Source organism: Microbacterium oxydans, assembly GCF_900095745.1.
Taxonomy (GTDB): domain Bacteria; phylum Actinomycetota; class Actinomycetes; order Actinomycetales; family Microbacteriaceae; genus Microbacterium; species Microbacterium oxydans_B.
Genome location: NZ_FMIR01000019.1, coordinates 465,499 through 484,145, shown reverse-complemented (window position 1 = coordinate 484,145; position 18,647 = coordinate 465,499). Strand labels below are relative to the sequence as shown.

At 69.6% G+C, this 18,647-nt stretch carries 17 protein-coding genes; 11 read left to right on the top strand and 6 right to left on the bottom strand.

All coding sequences use genetic code 11. The features are described 5' to 3' along the window. Positions 1-29: 29 nt before the first annotated feature. From BQ2383_RS17865 to BQ2383_RS17850, 4 genes are read left to right on the top strand one after another with little or no spacing between them, the layout of a single operon-like run. Positions 30-821, top strand: a complete 792-nt coding sequence (locus BQ2383_RS17865) for a hypothetical protein (protein ID WP_091037016.1) — start codon at positions 30-32, stop codon at positions 819-821. Further along, on the top strand, positions 818-1,345 hold the full coding sequence (locus BQ2383_RS17860; RefSeq protein WP_091037013.1) for a hypothetical protein: 528 nt from the start codon (positions 818-820) through the stop codon (positions 1,343-1,345). The genes BQ2383_RS17865 and BQ2383_RS17860 overlap by 4 nt, the downstream gene beginning before the upstream one ends. Before the next feature lie 28 nt (positions 1,346-1,373). Continuing rightward, positions 1,374-2,030, top strand: coding sequence for an SDR family oxidoreductase (locus BQ2383_RS17855; RefSeq protein ID WP_091037011.1), 657 nt, complete (start codon positions 1,374-1,376; stop codon positions 2,028-2,030). A gap of 26 nt (positions 2,031-2,056) precedes the next feature. Next, positions 2,057-3,262: a glycoside hydrolase family 3 N-terminal domain-containing protein gene (locus tag BQ2383_RS17850; RefSeq protein ID WP_244176043.1), complete on the top strand. Its 1,206-nt coding sequence runs from the start codon at positions 2,057-2,059 to the stop codon at positions 3,260-3,262. A 3-nt stretch (positions 3,263-3,265) separates the two neighbouring features. On the opposite strand, the gene BQ2383_RS17845 is transcribed toward BQ2383_RS17850, so the two are convergent. Genes BQ2383_RS17845 through BQ2383_RS17835 form a run of 3 tightly spaced genes read right to left on the bottom strand, consistent with a single transcriptional unit; the run spans position 3,266 to position 5,867 of the window. Further along, on the bottom strand, positions 3,266-4,147 hold the full coding sequence (locus tag BQ2383_RS17845; RefSeq protein ID WP_091037008.1) for a 3-methyladenine DNA glycosylase: 882 nt from the start codon (positions 4,145-4,147) through the stop codon (positions 3,266-3,268). A gap of 18 nt (positions 4,148-4,165) precedes the next feature. Next, complete coding sequence (locus BQ2383_RS17840) at positions 4,166-5,191, bottom strand: App1 family protein (RefSeq protein ID WP_091037005.1); 1,026 nt, start codon at positions 5,189-5,191, stop codon at positions 4,166-4,168. A gap of 4 nt (positions 5,192-5,195) precedes the next feature. Next, positions 5,196-5,867 carry a DedA family protein gene (locus BQ2383_RS17835; RefSeq protein WP_091037003.1) on the bottom strand — a complete coding sequence of 224 codons (672 nt, stop codon included), beginning with the start codon at positions 5,865-5,867 and terminating at the stop codon, positions 5,196-5,198. Positions 5,868-5,908: 41 nt separating this feature from the next. On the opposite strand from BQ2383_RS17835, the gene BQ2383_RS17830 reads away from it, so the two are divergent. Both BQ2383_RS17830 and leuS read left to right on the top strand, forming a co-directional pair. After that, the gene (locus BQ2383_RS17830) at positions 5,909-7,231 is read left to right on the top strand and encodes an anthranilate synthase component I family protein (protein ID WP_208617696.1); all 1,323 of its coding nucleotides are present in this window, start codon (positions 5,909-5,911) and stop codon (positions 7,229-7,231) included. Between the two features lie 34 nt (positions 7,232-7,265). Beyond that, positions 7,266-9,842 carry a leucine--tRNA ligase gene (leuS, locus tag BQ2383_RS17825; RefSeq protein WP_091037660.1) on the top strand — a complete coding sequence of 859 codons (2,577 nt, stop codon included), beginning with the start codon at positions 7,266-7,268 and terminating at the stop codon, positions 9,840-9,842. A 69-nt stretch (positions 9,843-9,911) separates the two neighbouring features. On the opposite strand, the gene BQ2383_RS17820 is transcribed toward leuS, so the two are convergent. Beyond that, complete coding sequence (locus BQ2383_RS17820) at positions 9,912-10,538, bottom strand: phosphatase PAP2 family protein (RefSeq protein WP_091037000.1); 627 nt, start codon at positions 10,536-10,538, stop codon at positions 9,912-9,914. Positions 10,539-10,718: 180 nt separating this feature from the next. Here BQ2383_RS17820 and BQ2383_RS17815 point away from each other — a divergent pair, with 180 nt between their 5' ends. From BQ2383_RS17815 to holA, 3 genes are read left to right on the top strand one after another with little or no spacing between them, the layout of a single operon-like run. Next, on the top strand, positions 10,719-11,315 hold the full coding sequence (locus tag BQ2383_RS17815; protein ID WP_091036998.1) for a ComEA family DNA-binding protein: 597 nt from the start codon (positions 10,719-10,721) through the stop codon (positions 11,313-11,315). Further along, positions 11,312-13,636 (top strand): ComEC/Rec2 family competence protein, encoded by a 2,325-nt coding sequence (locus tag BQ2383_RS17810; protein WP_244176042.1) that lies wholly within the window; start codon positions 11,312-11,314, stop codon positions 13,634-13,636. The genes BQ2383_RS17815 and BQ2383_RS17810 overlap by 4 nt, the downstream gene beginning before the upstream one ends. A gap of 43 nt (positions 13,637-13,679) precedes the next feature. Next, the gene (gene holA / locus BQ2383_RS17805) at positions 13,680-14,720 is read left to right on the top strand and encodes a DNA polymerase III subunit delta (RefSeq protein WP_091036995.1); all 1,041 of its coding nucleotides are present in this window, start codon (positions 13,680-13,682) and stop codon (positions 14,718-14,720) included. Positions 14,721-14,816: 96 nt separating this feature from the next. On the opposite strand, the gene rpsT is transcribed toward holA, so the two are convergent. Then, the gene (gene rpsT / locus BQ2383_RS17800) at positions 14,817-15,077 is read right to left on the bottom strand and encodes a 30S ribosomal protein S20 (protein ID WP_091036992.1); all 261 of its coding nucleotides are present in this window, start codon (positions 15,075-15,077) and stop codon (positions 14,817-14,819) included. 222 nt (positions 15,078-15,299) lie between these two features. Between rpsT and BQ2383_RS17795 the strand changes: the two genes are divergently transcribed. Further along, entirely contained in the window at positions 15,300-16,670 is a 1,371-nt protein-coding gene (locus BQ2383_RS17795) for a glycoside hydrolase family 1 protein (protein ID WP_091036990.1), read from the top strand. Continuing rightward, on the top strand, positions 16,667-17,902 hold the full coding sequence (locus BQ2383_RS17790; protein WP_091036987.1) for an MFS transporter: 1,236 nt from the start codon (positions 16,667-16,669) through the stop codon (positions 17,900-17,902). The genes BQ2383_RS17795 and BQ2383_RS17790 overlap by 4 nt, the downstream gene beginning before the upstream one ends. On the opposite strand, the gene BQ2383_RS17785 is transcribed toward BQ2383_RS17790, so the two are convergent. Further along, positions 17,897-18,628, bottom strand: a complete 732-nt coding sequence (locus BQ2383_RS17785) for an alpha/beta fold hydrolase (RefSeq protein ID WP_091036985.1) — start codon at positions 18,626-18,628, stop codon at positions 17,897-17,899. The genes BQ2383_RS17790 and BQ2383_RS17785 overlap by 6 nt on opposite strands. Positions 18,629-18,647 lie beyond the last annotated feature (19 nt).

The following is an 18,647-nucleotide window of genomic DNA, read 5'->3' as shown; positions in this document are numbered from 1 at the left end:
GAGAACGATGCCTGGCTACGCTGAACATCATGCTCCGCATCGTGTTCCTCGCTGTCTGGCTGCTGCTCTCCGCCTGGCTCGTCATCTGGGTCGGCGAAGGGCTGTTCGGCGTGGATCAGCGTCACTCCATCCTCCCCTTCGCCGGTGAGGACACCCTCGGCGGCCCGATCATCATCGGCGTCGCGTGGGGCCTGCTGCTGACGTTCGGCGGGATGCTGTCGGGCCTGGCGCGTCGCAGGACCCCGCGTGGTGAGGCGCAGATCGGGGTCGGCACGATCGTCGAGGTCACCCGCACCGGGATGACGGTCAACGATGTGCCGCAGTACGACCTCTTCATCCGCGTGACCCCGAGCGCGGCCGATGACTTCATCGGGCAGCTCCGGACGCTCGTGCAGCCGACGGATCTCGCGACGCTCCAGGTGGGGCTTCCGGTCCCGGTGCGCTACAGCGTGACCGACCAGGACACGGTCGAGCTCGCGGACCTGAGCGACCCCGCCGTTCGAGACGCGATGCTGCAGTGGCGCATCGACCGTGGATTGATCGACCCCCGGCAGGTGCGAGCGCGCACCAGCGGGACGCAGGTGCCGGCGTCGGTGCTCGAGGTGCGGCCGACGGGCCGACGGCGCGAGGGGCAGAGCGAACTCGCGCTGCGCGTACTGATGGCACCCGAAGGGGCGGCGACCTGGGAGGCCGACACGACCGTGTTCGTCTACCCCCAGGCGATCCCGCATCTCCAGGTGGGAGCTCCCGTATGGGCGTTCTACCGCCGGGAGGACACGCAAACCGTCGCGGTAACCCTCGAGAAGGAGACGGCACGATGAATCCGGTGGACACGCTCGTGTGGCTCGTGAACTTCCCGGCCGCGCACGGCTACGCCATGGTCTTCATCGCGGGGTTCTCGATCCTCGGGCTGTTCGCGCTGTCGGCGCGGGGTGCGGTGCCGGGCGATTCGCTGCGGAGCATCCGGGAGCGGGAAGGTCTCCTGCACCCCACGGAACGTCCGCGAGCTCGGGTCTGGGCCGGCGTCGTCCGTATCGGTGCCCGCGTGCTGGCGCTCCTCATGCTGGGATCGCTCGTGATCGGGATCCTCAGCCTCACCGGAGTGCCCGTGACCCGCGCATACATCTACGACAACGGCCGCCCGACCACCGGGACCCTGGAGGGGGACTGGGTGACGTTCACGACCGCCGAGGGCGTCGAGTACACGCTGGAGAGCAACTTCTTCACGCCCGCCGTGTACCCGGACCGCGACGTCTACCTGACGAGCGGCGAGCCGGTGGTCGTCCGCTACCTGCCGAGCCATCCGCAGGCGTTCGTGATCGACAGCGACCAGACCCCGCGCTGAGGTCGGAGGGGGCGCGTAGGGTGAAGGTATGTCGCGCATCATCGTCTTCGGCGGCCATGGCCGCATCGCCCTTCTGCTCGCGCCGCTGCTCGTCGCTCGCGGCGATGAAGTCACCGGAGTGATCCGCAACCCGGAGCATGCCTCCGATGTCGAAGCGGCGGGGGCCGAGGCCCTCGTCGCGGATATCGAGAATCTCGACGTGGACGAGCTCGCCGAGATCATCCGGGGGCACGACGCGGTCGTGTGGTCGGCCGGTGCCGGCGGCGGATCCCCGGAGCGCACCTACGCGGTCGATCGCGATGCGGCGCAGCGTTCGATGGACGCGGCCGAGCGCGCGGGCGTCCGTCGCTACGTGATGGTGTCGTGGCTCGGTTCCACGGCCGATCATGGTGTCCCGGAGGGCGACTCCTTCTTCCCGTACGCGGATGCCAAGTGGGCGGCCGACGAGCATCTGCGCGGCAGCGGGTTGGAGGGCACGATCCTCGCTCCCGGCACACTCACGTTCGACGAGCCGACCGCGCGGATCCAGATCGATCCTGCGGGCAGCGGAGCCGTGGCACGGGCAGACGTCGCCGCGGTCATCGCCGCAGCGCTCCACGGGCCGTGCACCATCGGCCGCACGATCCGTTTCGGCAACGGCGACGCGGCCACCGCCGTGCCGATCACCGAGGCGCTCGGCTGCTGACGCGTCCACACCGCACAGGACCCGCCATGTCCCGATACCGTCGCTGGGCCGCAGGAGCACTGGCGGTCGTCGCGACGGCGGCACTGTGCGTCTCACCGGCAGCTGTCGCTGCGACCATCCCGTCGACGGCGGCCTCCCGCACTCCCGCCGCCGTCTCCCCGGTCGCGGAGCCGGCCGGCCCGGCCGCGCATGCTACCGCTCTCGTCAAGGAGATGTCGGTGGCCGAGCAGGCCTCCGCTGTGGTCATGGGGCACGTGTCGGGAACGGATCCCGCCGCGCTCCGGGCATACATGAGCTCCGGTCTCGGTGGGTTCATCCTGATGGGGGCGAACATCCCCGACTCGGAGGCCGAACTGCAGGCCCTCACCGCCGCCATGACCATCGATCCCGCGTTGCCTCCGCTGATCGCGGTCGACCAGGAGGGCGGGATCGTCTCGCGTCTGCACGGCGATGAGTACGCGGCCTCCACCACGCTGAAGGGGCTCCCGGTCGACGAGACCTCCACGGCGTTCACGGCTCGAGGGTCGCTGGTGGCCCGTGCGGGGATCACGGTGAACTTCGGCACGGTGGCCGATTTCACGGCCGACTCGGGAACCTTCATCTACGGTCGCGCGCTCGGCACCGACCCCGCGAGCGCCGCGGATCGGGTGGCGGCGGCCACCACCGCACAGGAACAGTTCGTCGCTTCGACGCTCAAACATTTCCCCGGACACGGCGCCGCCCCCGGCGACTCGCATTCCGCGATCCCGAGCACGAGCATGGGACTCGACGAATGGCGCAACACTGAGGCTGTTCCGTTCGCGGCGGGGATCGATGCCGGAGCATCTCTCCTCATGTACGGGCACCTCGCCTACACGGCTGTCGATGCCGCGCCGGCTTCCCTCTCTGCCCAGTGGCATGAGATCGCCAGGGAGGAACTCGGCTTTGACGGGGTGGCGGTGACCGACGACCTCGGGATGCTGCTGTCGTCGGGGAATCCCGCCTACGCGGATCCGGTCGCGAACGGTGTCGCCGCGATCGCGGCCGGCAACGACCTGGTGCTGATGATCGCGGGCTCCGATGCGCAGACCGCGGGCAAGATGGCGGCCGGCATCGCCGCGGCGGTCGAGGCCGGCACGCTGCCGAAGGAACGGCTCGAAGAAGCGGCGACGCGAGTGCTCACGTTGCGTACTCAATTGTCCGCGGCGTCGGCGCGTTGGACGCTCTGTGCCGAGTGCGAACCGGCGGAGTGACGCTCAGGCTGCTTCTCGTGCGCCGTCGCCGAGCCACGCGTCCAACAGGGCAGCGCGCAGAGCGGCCCCGCGTTCGGCGAAGACGCGCTGCCGACGCACATACTCCGCCTTGCCCTCCGGCGTCTCGATGCGGACGGGGGTCACATCCCACGCGGAGAGATCGTACGGCGCGGCCTCCATGTCGAGCAGCCGGATGTCACGCGCCAGCTCGTACGAGTCGAGCAGGAGTTCGCCCGGGATGAGCGGTCCGAGCTTCGTCGCCCACTTGTAGAGATCCATCCCCGCGTGCAGACACCCCGGTTGCTCGAACAGCGGCTGGTCCTCGCGGCTCAGCGACGTGCGATTGCGCGGAACAGCCTCCGGGGTGAAGAACCGGAATGCGTCGAAGTGCGTGCAGCGCAGGTCGTGACTCTCGACGACCGCATCCGTGCCCGCCCGTCCCAGACGCAGCGGCACCGCGTGGCGGTGCTCGTCCGCCTGGTAGACCATCGCCCACTCGTGCAGCCCGAAGCAACCGAACTGGCCGGGGCGTGACGCCGTGCGGCGCAGCATCCGCTCGACGAGCGCGGCGAGGTCCCTCTTCTCCTGCGCGAAGGATCGGGGGTCGGGCATGGCGCTGCCCTCGGTCTCGCCCGGCGAATACCAGCGCCAGGAGAGGCGCTCCGGCGCATCCTGAAGCTCGACGTCCGCTCCCGGATGCCAGCGCCGAAGCTGCGCAGGCTTGTAGGAGTAATACGTGTGGAGGAAGTCCCACACGGGGTGCTTCTCTGATCGAGAGGCGCGCTCGCGATGCGCGGCCGTCAGGGCGTCTGCGCGCTCCTGATGTGCCCGCTCACGGGCGAGCCATTCGTCGCGGGGGATCGCCCTCTCCACCACCGTGTGCATGTCTGCCCGTGTCTCTCGTCAGTGCAGGATGCCGGCTTCGCCGAGCAGGTCGCGGAGCCCGGCGCCGTCTTCGGCACTCACCCAGGGGGCCACGTCGTCGGAATGCGGCTCTCGGCCGGCGCGGCCGCCGGCGAGCACGGCTTCGGCGGGCAGCAGGCGCCGGATGGCGACGCCGGCGACCGAATCCGGGTGCTCGTCCATGAACTGCGAGTAGATGGATTCGTCGTGCTGGCCGTCATCGCCGATCAGCAACCACTTCACGTCGGGGAACTCCGTCGCGAGCCGGCGCAGGTTGGTGAGCTTGTGCTCACGCCCGCTGCGGAACCAGCGCTCATGCGTCGGGCCCCAGTCGGTCAGCAGCATCGACCCCGCCGGGAAGAGGTGACGACCGAGGAACCGCCAGAGGGTCGGCGCGACGTTCCAGGCGCCGGTGGACAGGTACACCATCGGCGCTCCGGGGTGCTGTCGCAGCAGCTGGTCGAGCAGCACGGCCATCCCGGGCACGGGGAGGCGGGCATGCTCATCGAGCACGAAGGAGTTCCAGAAGGCGATGAACGGACGGGGCAGGGCCGTGACCATCACGGTGTCGTCGACATCGGACACGACGCCGAACGTGGTGTCCTTCGCGACGATGAAGGCGCCGGCCTCGACGGGCTCCTGGCCCTCGACTGAGATCGTGAAGTTCTGCCAGCCGGGCTCGAGGTCGACGGCGATCTTCGCATCGACCACGCCACCACGATCGGCGACCAGCTGATGCGTCGTCCCTCCGACGTGCACGGTCACCGCCGCGTACCCGACCGGGATCCCGACGAAGCTGCGCCAACCGCGCACGCTCGCCGGTTCGCCGTCGCGCGTACGACGCTGCGGGGGCACGATCAGCACTCGACCGACGACGCGCACCCAGCCGGGACCGCCGTAGCCGGGGAAGGGGAGGATCGTGGCGACACGGCCACGACGGCGCGCACGACCTTCACGCCAGACATGGAGGCGATGCTCGAGTCGGGCGAACCAGTGGATCCGGGGGGCTGGGGGAGCCGATGCCATTGACTCAGTCTTTCACGTCGGAGTCGGCTGCCGACTCCGGGGCCTCCTGATGGCGGGCTTCGAGCCGCTGCAGCAGCTTCTTGCCGAGGAACGCGAGGAGCAGGAACAGCGCGATGACGCCGACGAAGATGTAGCCCGCGAAGTGCACGCGATCGACGAGTTCGCGGAAGCTGCCGGCCGCGAGGGAGGTCACACTCACATACGCGGTGGCCCAGAGCACGCAGGCCGGAGCCGTCCAGGCCAGGAACTTGCGATAGGGGTACTCGCTCATGCCGACGGTGAGGGGGACGAGGGAGTGCAGCACCGGGAGGAACCGGGAGAGGAAGATCGCGATGCCGCCGCGGCGCTCGAGGTAGTTCTCGGCACGGACCCAGTTGTGCTCGCCGATCCTGCGGCCGAGCCACGACACGCGGATGTGCGGGCCGAGCCAGCGTCCGAGCCAGAATCCGATGCTCTCGCCGATCAGTGCGCCGATCACGACGGCGACACCCATCGCGATGCCCTCCCATACGGTGGCGACGCCCATCGAGGCGATGATGACGATGGTGTCCCCGGGGACGATGAGGCCGATCAGGATGCTGGTCTCCAGCATGACGGCGATCCCCGCGACCAGTGTGCGCGTGATCGGATCGATCGACTGCACGGTGTCGAGGAGCCAGAGCAGGAGGTCGTCCACGTCAAGAGAATACGGGAGCGACCCGGTCCTAGGCTGGAAAGGTGCCCGAACAGCTGACCGCTCGACCCCTTCCCTCCTGGGTGGAGCCGTCGTCCGTGTTCGGGATGCTCGAAGCGCGCGGCGCCGATGTCTTCTGGCTCGACGCCGGAGCGGATGCCACAGAGGGCTGGAGCTTCGTCGGCACGGGGGAGCGGTCGTCCCTGCCGCGGGATGTGGCGCTGGATGGGGCGCCGAGCGATCCCACCCTTCCGCCGTTCTCCGGAGGGTGGGTCGGCTGGCTCGACTACGAGTCCGGCGCCGCGGCCGCCGGTGCGCCGGTGAGTGGGCCTGTCGATGAGCTAGGCGGCTCCTGGCTGCGCGCCACACACGTCGTCGCGTTCGATCATGCCGCGCGGCGCGCCTGGGCACTCGGCGCCGACGACGACCTCCCGGCGTGGGCGGCGGAGGTCTCCGGTGCCCCGCAGCCGCCGGACCACGCGGTCCCCCTGAAGGCCTCCGACGGTGCGGTCCGCATCGCCGAAGCGCGACACGATCCGCACGAGTACACCGCGCTCATCGAACGCTGCCGCGACCTGATCCGCGCCGGCATCGCCTACCAGCTGTGCCTGACGACGCGGTTCACCGTGGCCGGGGCGCATGACGCCGTCGACGTCTACCGTCGCCTGAGAGCCGCGACGCCCGCGCATCACGGCGGGTTCCTCCGCATCGGCGGCCGCGCGCTGCTGAGCGCCAGCCCCGAGCAGTTCCTCCACGTCGAGGCCGGTGTCATCCGCACCCGCCCCATCAAGGGCACCCGGCCCCGCAGTGCCGACCCGGAGGAGGATGCCGCGCTGGCCGCAGAACTCGCGGCAGATCGCAAGGAGCGCGCCGAGAACGTCATGATCGTCGATCTGATGCGCAACGATCTCTCCCGCGTGTGCGAGCCGGGGAGCATCCGCGTCGACGGACTGTGGGTGGTCGAGAGCTACCCGGCCGTGCACCAGCTCGTGAGCACCGTGAGCGGTGTCGCCGCGGCCGGGACGACCGTCGGTTCGCTGCTCGACGCGGCCTTTCCCGCCGGCAGCATGACGGGTGCGCCCAAGCTCTCCGCGATGACGAGACTGCAGGAGTTGGAAGGCGGACCGCGCGGCGTCTACGCCGGCTGCTTCGGGTACATCGGTGCGGACGGTGTGCTCGACCTCGCCATGGTCATCCGCAGCATCCTGATCGACGACGAGCAGGCGGTGGTCGGCGCCGGAGGAGGGATCACTTGGGGGTCGGTGGCCGCATCCGAAGTCGCCGAGGTCGCGACCAAGGCGCGAGCGCCCCTCGCCGCGCTCGGTGCGGAAATGCCGGGGGTCTGGCGTTCCGATATCCTGAACTGATCCCGCTTTTTCCTTCAGATTGGTCGTGCGTTCGTTGTCTGAGAACCTGTCCACCGCTCCCGCCGATGACGAGACTCCGTCGGCGCACGCCATCCAGACGAAGTGGCAGAAGTACTGGGCGGAGAACGGCACGTTCCTCACCGGCGGCGAGGAAGACACCCGCCCGCGCAAGTACGTGCTCGGAATGTTCCCCTACCCGTCCGGCGACATGCACATGGGGCACGCCGAGAACTACGCGTACGTCGACATGGTGGCGCGGTTCTGGCGTCACCGCGGTCACAACGTGCTCAACCCGATCGGCTGGGACTCCTTCGGCCTGCCCGCGGAGAACGCGGCGATCAAGCGCGGCGCCGACCCTCGGGAGTGGACGTACGCCAACATCGATCAGCAGAAGCAGAGCCTGAAGGAGTTCGGCACCTCCTACGACTGGACCCGCGTCCTGCACACGTCCGACCCCGAGTACTACCGCTGGAACCAGTGGCTGTTCCTGAAGCTCTACGAGCGCGGGCTGGCCTATCGCAAGAAGAGCCCGGTCAACTGGTGCCCCAACGACCAGACGGTGCTGGCGAACGAGCAGGTCGTCGACGGTCGCTGCGAGCGCTGCGGTGCCGAGGTCATCAAGAAGAAGCTCACGCAGTGGTACTTCCGCATCACCGACTACGCCGACCGTCTGCTCGATGACCTGAACCAGCTCGAGGGCTTCTGGCCGCACAAGGTGCTGCAGATGCAGCGCAACTGGATCGGACGCTCGATCGGAGCGGACGTCGACTTCGTGATCGAGGGTCGCGAAGAGCCGGTCACCGTCTTCTCGACGCGCCCCGACACGCTGCACGGAGCGACGTTCTTCGTCGTCGCACCCGACTCCGACCTGGCATCCGAGCTGGCGGCGGATGCGCCCGACGAGGTGCGCCAGCGCTTCCGGACGTACCTGGAGCAGGTGCAGAAGGAGACGGACATCGCCCGGCAGTCCACGGACCGCCCGAAGACCGGTGTCTTCCTCGAGCGCTACGCGATCAACCCGGTCAACGGCGAGAAGCTGCCGGTGTGGGCGGCCGACTACGTCCTGGCCGATTACGGTCACGGCGCCGTCATGGCCGTGCCCGCCCATGATCAGCGCGACCTGGACTTCGCCCGCGCGTTCGACCTGCCGGTCAAGGTCGTCGTCGACACGACGGCTCCCGTCACGGGCGCGATGCCCGTGATCGAGGTCGACGAGGAAGGGGTGCCGATCGACACCGGCGCCGCTCTCGACGAGCAGAACCCCGCATCCACCGGCATCGCGTTGACCGGCGAAGGCCGCATGATCAACTCGGGTGCGCTGAACGGACTGTCCAAGCGCAACGCGATCGCGCGTGCGATCGAGCAGCTCGAGGCATCCGGCACCGGACGCGCCGCGAAGAACTACCGCCTGCGTGACTGGCTGATCTCGCGTCAGCGCTTCTGGGGCACTCCCATCCCGATGCTGCACACCGAGGACGGGGACATCATCCCGGTTCCCGAAGACCAGCTGCCGGTGAAGCTGCCCAGCGTGGAAGGTCTCGACCTCTCGCCCAAGGGCACCTCGCCGCTCGGTGCGGCGGAGCGCTGGGTGCGTACGACGGCCCCGGGGACCGGCGACCCGGTGCTGCGCGACACCGACACCATGGACACCTTCGTCGACAGCTCCTGGTATTTCCTGCGCTTCCTGTCGCCGAACAGCGACACCGTGGCGTTCGACCCGGCTCAGGCCGACCGATGGGCTCCTGTCGACTCGTACATCGGTGGTGTCGAGCACGCCATCCTGCACCTGCTGTACGCGCGCTTCATCACGAAGGTGCTGTTCGACATGGGGCTGATCGACTTCACCGAGCCCTTCACGACGCTGATCAACCAGGGCATGGTGCTCCTCGACGGATCCAAGATGTCGAAGAGCAAGGGCAATCTGGTCGAGTTCTCGTCGAGCATGATCGACCCCGGTGCCGATGTCGTCCGCGTCGCTCTGGCCTTCGCAGGCCCGGTGGAGGATGACATCAACTGGGAGGACGTCTCCACTGCCGGTGCGCAGAAGTTCCTGGCCCGCGTGCTGCGGATCGCCGGCGACGTCGCAAGCCCGGTCGACGTCGTTTTCGACGGTGGGAACCCCGCACTGCGCCGCGCGACGCACAAGCTGCTCGCCGAGGCCCCGGCTCTCGTGGAACAGACGAAGTTCAACGTCCTGGTCGCCCGTCTCATGGAGCTGGTGAACATCACCCGCAAGACGATCGACGGTGCCGCCGGTGCCGCTGACCCCGCCGTGCGCGAGGCCGCCGAGACGATCGCCGTGATGCTCGACCTGTTCGCCCCGCACACCGCCGAAGAGGTGTGGGAGATCCTCGGGCACGAGCCCTCGGTCGGGCTGGTGCCCTGGCGATCCGCCGATGCCGCGCTGCTGGTCGAGGACACGATCACCGCCGTCGTGCAGGTGGGCGGCAAGGTCCGCGCACAGCTCGAGGTCTCGGCGCGCATCGGCGAGTCCGAGCTCGAAGCGCTGGCCCGTGCCGACGAGCGGGTCATCCGTTCGATCGGCGACCGCGAGATCGTCAAGGTCGTCGTGCGCGCGCCCAAGATCGTCAGCATCGTCGTGAAGGGCTGATCGGCTCCCACCGCAGGGACTGCTTCCGGCCCCTGGCGCTCACTTCGGTGAGGCCAGGGGCCGTCGCCGTCATTCCTGAGGAGTCGTGGCGCGCGCACGGATAGCGCGCAAGACCGCCTCGACGCCGATGACCACCGCCACGCCGAGGATCGCTCCGAGGGCGATGTCGTGGACGTAGTGGACGCCCTGCGCGACGCGCCCGACGGCGACGACGGAGGCGAGCGCGATCGCCGACCAGGTGAGCCACGACCGTCCGACGGCGATGGCGATCACTGCGGCGGCGCCGAATGCGAGGGTCGCGTGGTTCGAGGGCAGCGACCAGTCTCCAGGCGGCGGGCACTCACCAGCGATCTGCCAGACCGAGCACGGACGCGCCTGGGCGAAGAGCAGCTTTCCGCCCTCGCTCAAGAGGTAGGCCAGGACCACGCCGACGGCGGAGGCGGCGATATGCACGCGTCGTTCCGGCTGGCTCCACCAGGCGCGGGCCATGACGACGGCCGTGGCGGCGGCGAGCACGAGGAGCCCTGCCTCGGAGATCAGCTCGACGGCGGGGACGGCTGACCCTGCGGAGCTGAGCCATCGGGTGCCGACCACGCTGAGGCTCCCCGGCAGCGGGACGATCAGCAGGAGGGCGGCGAGGGCTGAGACGATGCCCAAGGGCAGCACGGAGCGCACGGACAGACGAGTGGTGGGCATGCCCACGACGCTACGGACAGGGGGCTCCCGTGAGCATCGGTCGGGGGATGTATCCAGATCCGTCGCGGGGCTGAGATGCGCGATCCGAACTGCTCTGCACCATCAGTTCAGGACGCCGGTTGTCCACGGCTCAGGTCTGTGGGGTGCGGGGAGTCTGCCTCGCACACCTAGCTTGGCCGGATGGCATCCCCGCAAGCACCAGCTCCGACACGGCGTCGACTGCGTCTGAGCATCGGCGCCGGGGTGGTTCTCGCACTCGTGGTGCTGTCTGCCGCCGTCGGCCTCGGCATCCTCCGCGGCCAGGCCGCGCCGACCGCATCCGTACCGTTGACGGATGCCGCGACGACCGCCGGCCCGTCCGGTGAGCTGTACGTGCACGTGCTGGGTTCGGTCGCCCGTCCGGGTATCTACGTGCTGGACCTCGATGCGCGCCTCGTCGACGCGCTGGCCGCGGCCGGGGGCGCGACCGACGATGCCGACCTGGCGGCGGTCAACCTCGCGAGGCTGCTCGAAGACGGTGAGCAGATAGTCGTCCCGGCCGTGGGTGCGGCGACCGATGCACCGGGAACGGGTCCTCCGGGTGACGACCGCGTCGACCTCAACACCGCGGATCAGGCCGCCCTGGAGACGCTGCCGCGCATCGGTCCAGCGCTGGCGGAGCGGATCATCGCCTGGCGCGACGAGAACGGGCGCTTCGGATCCGTCGACGACCTGCTTGCGGTTCCCGGCATCGGGGAGAAGCTGCTCGCCGGCCTGCGCGACGGGGTCAGGGTGTGAAGACGCGCGACCTCCGACTCCTCCCTCTTGCGCTGGCTGTCTGGGTGATCGCCCTGCTCTGCGTACTGATACCCGAGGCGGCCTGGTGGTCTGCGGCCGCTTGCGGTCTCGTGGCGATTCTGGTGCTGATGCTGCTCGTCGGGCGCCCGCGAACCTGGGTTTCGCGCCTGACCGGCGGTCTGGCCGTCGTGCTTCTCGCAGCCGCCGCAGCCACGGCCTTGACGGTCGGGTTCGCCCTCCCCGCACGGGAGCAGGCGATGTCGTGGAACGGTCGCGTGGTCGAGGTGACGGGAGAAGTCACGTCCTCGGCATCGGTCGGTCGCGACGGGCGGTTGTGGTTCGAGGCCTCGACCTCCACGCTCGGACCGCCGGGGCGCGCGAGCGGGTCGTCGGCACCGGTGCGCATCGGAGTGGACCCGGCTGACGGGTTCGACCTCGGCGCGCGCATCCGAGCCGTCGGCGAGGCCTCAGCCACCGATGCGGGAGAGCGGTCGGCGCTCGTGGTCTTCGCGAACGATGCCGAGGTCGTCGAGCCGGCATCGGGAGCGTTCGGCGTCGCAGCGGCTCTCAAGCACGCCTTCGTCGAGCGTTCATCACGGCTCCCCGAGCCCGGCGCGGGCCTGCTTCCCGGCCTGGCCGTGGGGGATACCCGGGCGGTGTCGATCGAGCTGAACGACGACATGCGCACGAGCGGTCTCAGTCACCTCACCGCGGTGAGCGGGGCGAACTGTGCGATCGTCGTCGGCGGGATCTTCTGGATCGCCGCCCTGTGCGGTGCGGGGCGAATGCTGCGGGTCGTCCTCGCTGTCGTGGGGCTTGCCGGGTTTGTCGTCCTCGTCACGCCGGAGCCGAGTGTCATCCGCGCAGCGGTGATGGCGGCTGTCGGCATGCTCACCGTGCTGCTCGGCCGCCCGAGCGCTGGATCCGGCATGCTCTCGCTGTGCGCGGCGGGCATCCTCCTCGTCGACCCCTGGCTGGCCGCCACCCCGGGATTCGCGCTCTCGGTCGCGGCCTCCGGAGCGCTGATCCTGCTCGCGCCTCCACTCGCGCGGGGGTTCGGCCGGATCATGCCCGGACCGGTGGCTCTGGCTCTCGCGGTCCCTTTTGCCGCACAGTTGGCCTGCGGCCCAATCATCGCCCTGTTCGCCGAGCAGCAGTCGCTCATCGGCATCGCCGCGAACATCATCGCGGCTCCCGCGGCGCCCATCGCCACCGTGGTCGGGATGCTGGCATGTCTGGCCGCTCCGCTGCCGGGTCTCGCTGATCTGCTGGCGTCGTCGGCCTGGCTGCCGGCCGCCTGGATCGCGACGACGGCGACGACGACCGCTCGCCTGCCGGGCGCACAGTTGTTGCTGCCCGCAGGGATCGGCAGCGCACTGCTCGTGGCTCTCGTGAGCGCGTGTATCGCGGTCGTCGTCATCAGGTCCGGCCCCCAGAGCAGGGGAGCTGCGACCGGGCGTGGAGGACTCATCGTGCAGCGAGCCGCAGCCGCGGTTCTGATCGTCGTACTCTCGCTCGCCGGCGCCCGTGTGGTCCTCGACGGACCGCTCGCCACGGCGACGACGCCGGAGGGGTGGGCGATCGCCGCGTGCGATGTCGGACAGGGCGATGCGCTGCTCGTGCGCTCGGCGACGAGAGTGGCGCTGATCGACACGGGGCCCGCCCCGGAGCCACTGGCGGCATGTCTGCGGTCTCTCGGCATCGGGCACATCGATCTTCTCGTCCTCACGCACTTCGACCTCGACCATGTCGGCGGGGTCGCCGCCGTGCAGGGACGGGTGGGTGCGGTCCTCCACGGTCCGGCGCTCGAGGCGGACGAACGACGTCTCCTCGCCGACCTCGCCGTCTCGGGTGCACAGGTCGACGAGGCGTGGGCAGGCCAACGCGGCGACCTCGGCGATGCCGCGTGGCGAGTGCTGTGGCCGGTGCGGGGTTCGGCCGCCTTTCCGGCGGGCAACGACGCGAGCGTGGTGATGGAGTTCGATGGGGGAGGAGTGCCCCGGTCGCTCTACCTCGGCGACCTCTCTGCGGCACCCCAGCGGATGCTGCTCCGCACGGCTCGGCTGGGTCACTACGACGTCGTCAAGGTCGCCCATCACGGCAGCGCGGACCAGGACGCGGGTCTCTATGAGGCCGTGCAGGCTCGCGTGGCGCTGTTCAGCGTGGGAGCGGACAACGACTACGGCCACCCGCGCATCGAGACACTCGACCTTCTGTCGGCGACCGGGGCGCAGACGCTGCGCACCGATCGGCAGGGACGCATCCTCCTCGGCACCGGCGACAGCGAGCTGCAGGTGTGGACTGAGAAGACCGCACCATGAGCGAGCGGGCAGCGGTGTCGGCGACCGCCGGTAGTCTGGATCCATGGCAGCTTCGCGTCCCCCTTCCCGCGGTGGTGCGAAACCCACGAAGGTCCCCCAGGTCTCCTGGCGAGAGCCTCGTCCCGCTCCGCTCGTGCTCGTCTCCGGGCCGGAAGAGGTCTGCGCAGAGCGCGCGATCGCCGGCGTCCGCGACTATCTCCGCGCCGAAGACCCCGCTCTCGAGGTCAGCGATGTGCGGGCCGACGACTACGCGCCGGGAACGCTCCTGGCCCTCACCTCCCCGTCCCTCTTCGGCGAACCGCGCCTGGTGCGCGTCTCCGGCGTGGAGAAGTGCTCCGACGCCTTCATCCAGGAGGCGGTGTCGTACCTCGACAACCCGCAGGAGGGCGCGACCGTCATCCTCCGGCACACGGGCGCGAGCGTGCGCGGCAAGAAGCTGCTCGATGCGGTCCGTGCCGGCACCGGCGGAGGCATCGAGATCGCCTGCCCCGCGATCAAGCGCGATGGCGATCGGGTCGACTTCGCCGCCGGAGAGTTCCGCACCGCCAAGAAGCGCATCGCGCCGGCGGCGCTGCGCGCGCTGGTCTCCGCGTTCGCCGATGATCTCACCGAGCTGGCGGCGGCCTGCCAGCAGCTCATCGGAGACGTCGAGGGCGACATCTCCGAAGAAGTCGTCACCAAGTACTACGGCGGGCGCGTCGAAGTGTCGGCATTCGTCGTGGCCGACACCGCGATCGCCGGCCGTTACGGTGAGGCGCTGGTCGCGCTCCGCCACGCCCTGTCATCCGGAGCCGATCCGGTGCCGATGGTCGCGGCCTTCGCGATGAAGCTCCGCACCATGGCGCGGGTCGCCGGAAACCGCGAACCCAGCCGGCAGCTCGCCCAGCGACTGGGCATGAAGGACTGGCAGGTCGACCGTGCCCGCCGTGACCTTGCCGGGTGGAACGAGCGTTCGCTCGGGATGGCGATCCAGGCCACAGCGCGCGCCGACGGTGAGGTCAAGGGTGCCGCCCGCGATCCGATCTTCGCGCTCGAGCGCATGGTCACGGTGATCGCCACTCGTCGACCGTTCGGCGAAGAATAGTCACGCGTCCTCGCTCCGCAGAACGCCGCGGATCACTGCCGGAGACGAAGAAGGCCCGCCCCGAAGACGGGACGGGCCTTTCTCAGAAGCTTCAGCTCAGAGAGAAGCGACCTGCTTGGCGAGAGCCGACTTGCGGTTCGACGCCTGGTTCTTGTGCAGGACACCCTTGCTGACGGCCTTGTCGAGCTTGACGGCGGCCTTCTTCAGGCCGGCCTCGGCTGCGACCTTGTCGCCGGCGGTGACTGCCGTGCGAGTCGTGCGGATGACCGTCTTGAGCTCGCTCTTCACGGCCTTGTTACGCTCGCGCGCCTTCTCGTTGGTCTTGTTGCGCTTGATCTGCGACTTGATGTTTGCCACGTGTGGACGCTTTCTGTACAGGAGTGTTCGGAATGCCGGCAGCAGAAGAGGGCTGCTGCACGGCGGTCGTGAGGGAAGAACCCACACGCAAGCCAAGAGTCGAGTCTACCAGCAGAGGGGGTGTAGACGCGAAACGGCCGACGGATTGCGAAACTCCGTCGCGGATCTCGTGGTACTGGGTGCAGAATCATCACTATCCCGACACCGCTGTCAAGGAGCCATATGACCCCCGAACGCGTTCCTCCGTCCGTGCCCGCAGGCCTTCGCTGGTCCGCCGCGACCTCCGCCTTCCAGATCGAGGGATCGCGTCCGACGGGAAATACGGGACGCTCCATCTGGGACGACTTCCTCGAGAGGCCCGGCGCGATCATCGACGGGTCGACGGCAGACCCGGCATGCGACAGTTACCGGCATCCCGAGGCCGATGTGGCCCTCGCCGCCGGGTTGGGGCTCGACCGCTATCGGTTCTCCATCCCGTGGGCGCGCGTGCAGCCGGACGGCAGAGGTGACGGTGACAAGACCGCCCTCGACCACTACTCGCGGCTGGTCGACCTTCTGCTGGAGGCGGGCGTCGCTCCGTTCCCGACCCTCTTCCACTGGGAGATGCCGAGTGCGGTCGAGGCCGACGGCGGCTGGCTCGAGCGTGACACCGCCGAGCGCTTCGCCGACTACGTGACGATCGTGGCCGACCGCCTCGGTGATCGCGTGCGGCAGTGGTACACCCTGAACGAGCCGGCCATGACGACGTTGCAGGGATACGCGGTCGGCGCACTCGCGCCGGGGAGACAGCTGCTCTTCGGCGCGCTGCCGACCGCCCACCACCAGCTGCTCGCCCATGCCAGCGCTGCCTCCGTGCTGCGGGAGCGAGGCGCCTCCGCCGTCGGGCTCGCGAACAACCACACGTGGGTGCTTCCGCTGCATGACACGGCCGCCGACCACGAGGCGGCCGGCCTCTATGATCTGATCCACAATCGGGTCTTCAGCGAGCCGCTCCTCACCGGCGCCTACCCGGACCTGGAGTCGCTGGGCCTCCCGCCGATGCCGGTGCGCGACGGGGACCTCGAGGAGATCGGCGGCTCGATCGACTTCTACGGCATCAACTTCTACAACCCCACGACCGTGACGGCACCAGAGGAGGGGAGTCCCATCCCCTTCGACATCGTGCCCACTCCCGGCGCTCCCGTCACCGGCTTCGGTCCCGAATGGCCGATCGTGCCCGGAGCGCTCCGCGACCTCCTGGTCGACCTGCATGCGCGGCACCCCCGTCTTCCCCCGGTCATCATCGGTGAGAACGGGGCTTCGTTCCCGGAACCGCCGCGCGCCGGCCACGTCGATGACACGGACCGGATCGCGTATCTGGCCGGGCACCTCGCCGCCGTCGGGGAAGCGATGGCAGCCGGAGTCCCAGTGGAGGAGTACACGGTGTGGTCACTGCTCGACAACTGGGAGTGGGCCGACGGCTACACCCAACGGTTCGGGCTCGTCCACGTCGACTTCGAGACGGGGGAGCGGACGCCCAAGGCCTCCTACGACTGGTATCGCGACGTCATCGCGAGTTCGCGCGCGGCGACAGCGACGGCGGTGGCGAGATGACCGAGGTCGCCGGCACCCGCACGGTTCGAGCGGGAGCACGATGGATGTCGCTGTTCACGCTGGCGTGGCTCGCGATCTGGACCGTGCAGCTCACGCCGGTGCAGCTGCTTCTTCCCCTGCAGCTGGACACACCGGAAGACGACTGGATCCGCGGTGTCGTCTCCTCCGGTCTGGTGCTCGGAATCGGCGGGCTCGCCGGCATCATCGCCGGTCCTGCGGCCGGAGCGCTCTCCGACCGCGCAGCTGCGGGGCGCCACCGCCGCCGTCCGTGGGCGCTCGGCGGCGTTCTGTTCACCGCGGTCTGCCTCGTCCTGACCGGATACGCCGAGGGCCCATGGGCGGTCGGCGCCGGATGGGTGGGCGTGTCGATCGGCGTCGCGGTCTCGTCCGCCGCCTTCACCGCTCTCATCGCCGACCAGCTGCCGTCGACGCAGCGCGGTGCGGCATCGGCGGCGGTCGGTTCCAGTCAGGCCGTCGGCATCGTGCTCGGCGTCGGCCTGGTCGTTCTCCTCGGACTCGGCATCCGCGAAGGCTACCTGCTGCTCGCCGGAGTGATCGCCGTCGTCGGATCGGCCGTCGCCTTGCTCCTGCCCGACCCGCCGAGCGTCGAGGCGATGCGACCGAAGCAGGTGGGGCGTCGCCGGCTGGCCTCTCTGCGCGATCGGGATTTCGCCTGGATGCTCTCCGGTCGCCTGGTGACGAACATCGGCAATGCGCTCGGGACGGCCCTGTTCCTGTTCTTCCTGCTGCACGGGCTCGGCCAGCCGAGTGCGGTCGCCCAGGACAACCTCCTGCTGCTCATCGTCGTGTACACCGTGTTCGTGGTGATCGCCTCGGTGGTCACCGGCATCGTCTCCGACCGCACGGGGAACCGGCGCACGCTCGCGGTCGCCGCGACGGTGGTGCAGGCGGCATCCGGTGTCGCGATCGCGCTCGTGCCGACGTTCGAGATGACGATGGTGGCCGCGGCTCTGATGGGCCTCGGCTACGGCGCCTTCTCGACGGTGGGGCTCGCTTTCGCCGCCGATCTGCTGCCGGATGAACAGGACCACGCGCGCGACCTCGGGATCGTGAACGTCACGGCCGCCCTCGGCCAGCTGATCGGACCGGTGCTCGGGGCTGCGCTGGTCGCCCTGGTCGGCGGGTTCTGGCTGGTGTTCGTCGCGGCGGCCGTGCTGTCGCTGGTGGGGGGACTCCTCACCGCGTTCGCCCGAGAGCCGAAGCGCTCATGAGCGCGATGCGTCCTTCTCCACCGTCGCGATCGCGAGCTGCAGCACCGCGTTGAAGATCCGCGGTCTCATCGCCGTGACCAGATGGGTCGTTCGAGGGACGACGATCAGTTCGGCGTGCGGGGCGAGACGACGGAAGAGCGTCTCGTTCAGGCGCAGCTGGTCGTACTGACCGTTCACGAACCAGAGGGGGATTGTGATGCGGGGGACCGCGGCGGCGACGTCGAGGGCCGCGAGACTGCGGAGCGCGGCATCCTGTGTGTCGAGTGCGTAGCCGCCCGCGGCGAAGTCCGACCGCGTCTCGGCGGGGATGGTGGCCTCGAGCATGCGCGCGGTGAGCCACATGCCGCGGTCGGGGAGCGAGTCGACGGCCCTCGCGAACAGCCGATAGGCCCGCAGACCTGCGCCGTGGGGGAGCGAGGTGCACGCTGCCGCGACGAGACCGGCGACGGGTGGCGTCTGCGCTCCGCCGACGTACGCGAGGCAGAGGAGCCCACCCATCGAGTGCCCGACGAGCACGACGGGCCCCTTCTGCGCCGCGGCGCGAACCGCGGCATCGATCGTGTGCAGCGCCTCATGCAGCGTGAAGTCCTCGCTCATCCGGGTGCCGTGTCCCGGCAGGTCGACGGCCGTGGCGGCGTATCCGCGCGCCTCGAGATAGGCGAGCTGCGCGCGCCACATGGTGGCGGACGTGCGGATGCCGTGCACGAGGACGATCTGTGCGCTCACGCGTTCAGCTTAGGATCTC

Bases quoted from the DNA above. Each gene is read 5' to 3' on its own strand.
- BQ2383_RS17865 (WP_091037016.1), top strand. From the start codon at position 30: ATGCTCCGCATCGTGTTCCTCGCTGTCTGGCTGCTGCTCTCCGCCTGG.
- BQ2383_RS17795 (WP_091036990.1), top strand. From the start codon at position 15,300: ATGACCCCCGAACGCGTTCCTCCGTCCGTGCCCGCAGGCCTTCGCTGG.
- holA (WP_091036995.1), top strand. From the start codon at position 13,680: ATGGCAGCTTCGCGTCCCCCTTCCCGCGGTGGTGCGAAACCCACGAAG.
- BQ2383_RS17840 (WP_091037005.1), bottom strand. From the start codon at position 5,191: ATGGCATCGGCTCCCCCAGCCCCCCGGATCCACTGGTTCGCCCGACTC.
- BQ2383_RS17850 (WP_244176043.1), top strand. From the start codon at position 2,057: ATGTCCCGATACCGTCGCTGGGCCGCAGGAGCACTGGCGGTCGTCGCG.
- BQ2383_RS17815 (WP_091036998.1), top strand. From the start codon at position 10,719: ATGGCATCCCCGCAAGCACCAGCTCCGACACGGCGTCGACTGCGTCTG.
- BQ2383_RS17845 (WP_091037008.1), bottom strand. From the start codon at position 4,147: ATGCACACGGTGGTGGAGAGGGCGATCCCCCGCGACGAATGGCTCGCC.
- BQ2383_RS17820 (WP_091037000.1), bottom strand. From the start codon at position 10,538: ATGCCCACCACTCGTCTGTCCGTGCGCTCCGTGCTGCCCTTGGGCATC.
- BQ2383_RS17860 (WP_091037013.1), top strand. From the start codon at position 818: ATGAATCCGGTGGACACGCTCGTGTGGCTCGTGAACTTCCCGGCCGCG.
- BQ2383_RS17790 (WP_091036987.1), top strand. From the start codon at position 16,667: ATGACCGAGGTCGCCGGCACCCGCACGGTTCGAGCGGGAGCACGATGG.
- BQ2383_RS17855 (WP_091037011.1), top strand. From the start codon at position 1,374: ATGTCGCGCATCATCGTCTTCGGCGGCCATGGCCGCATCGCCCTTCTG.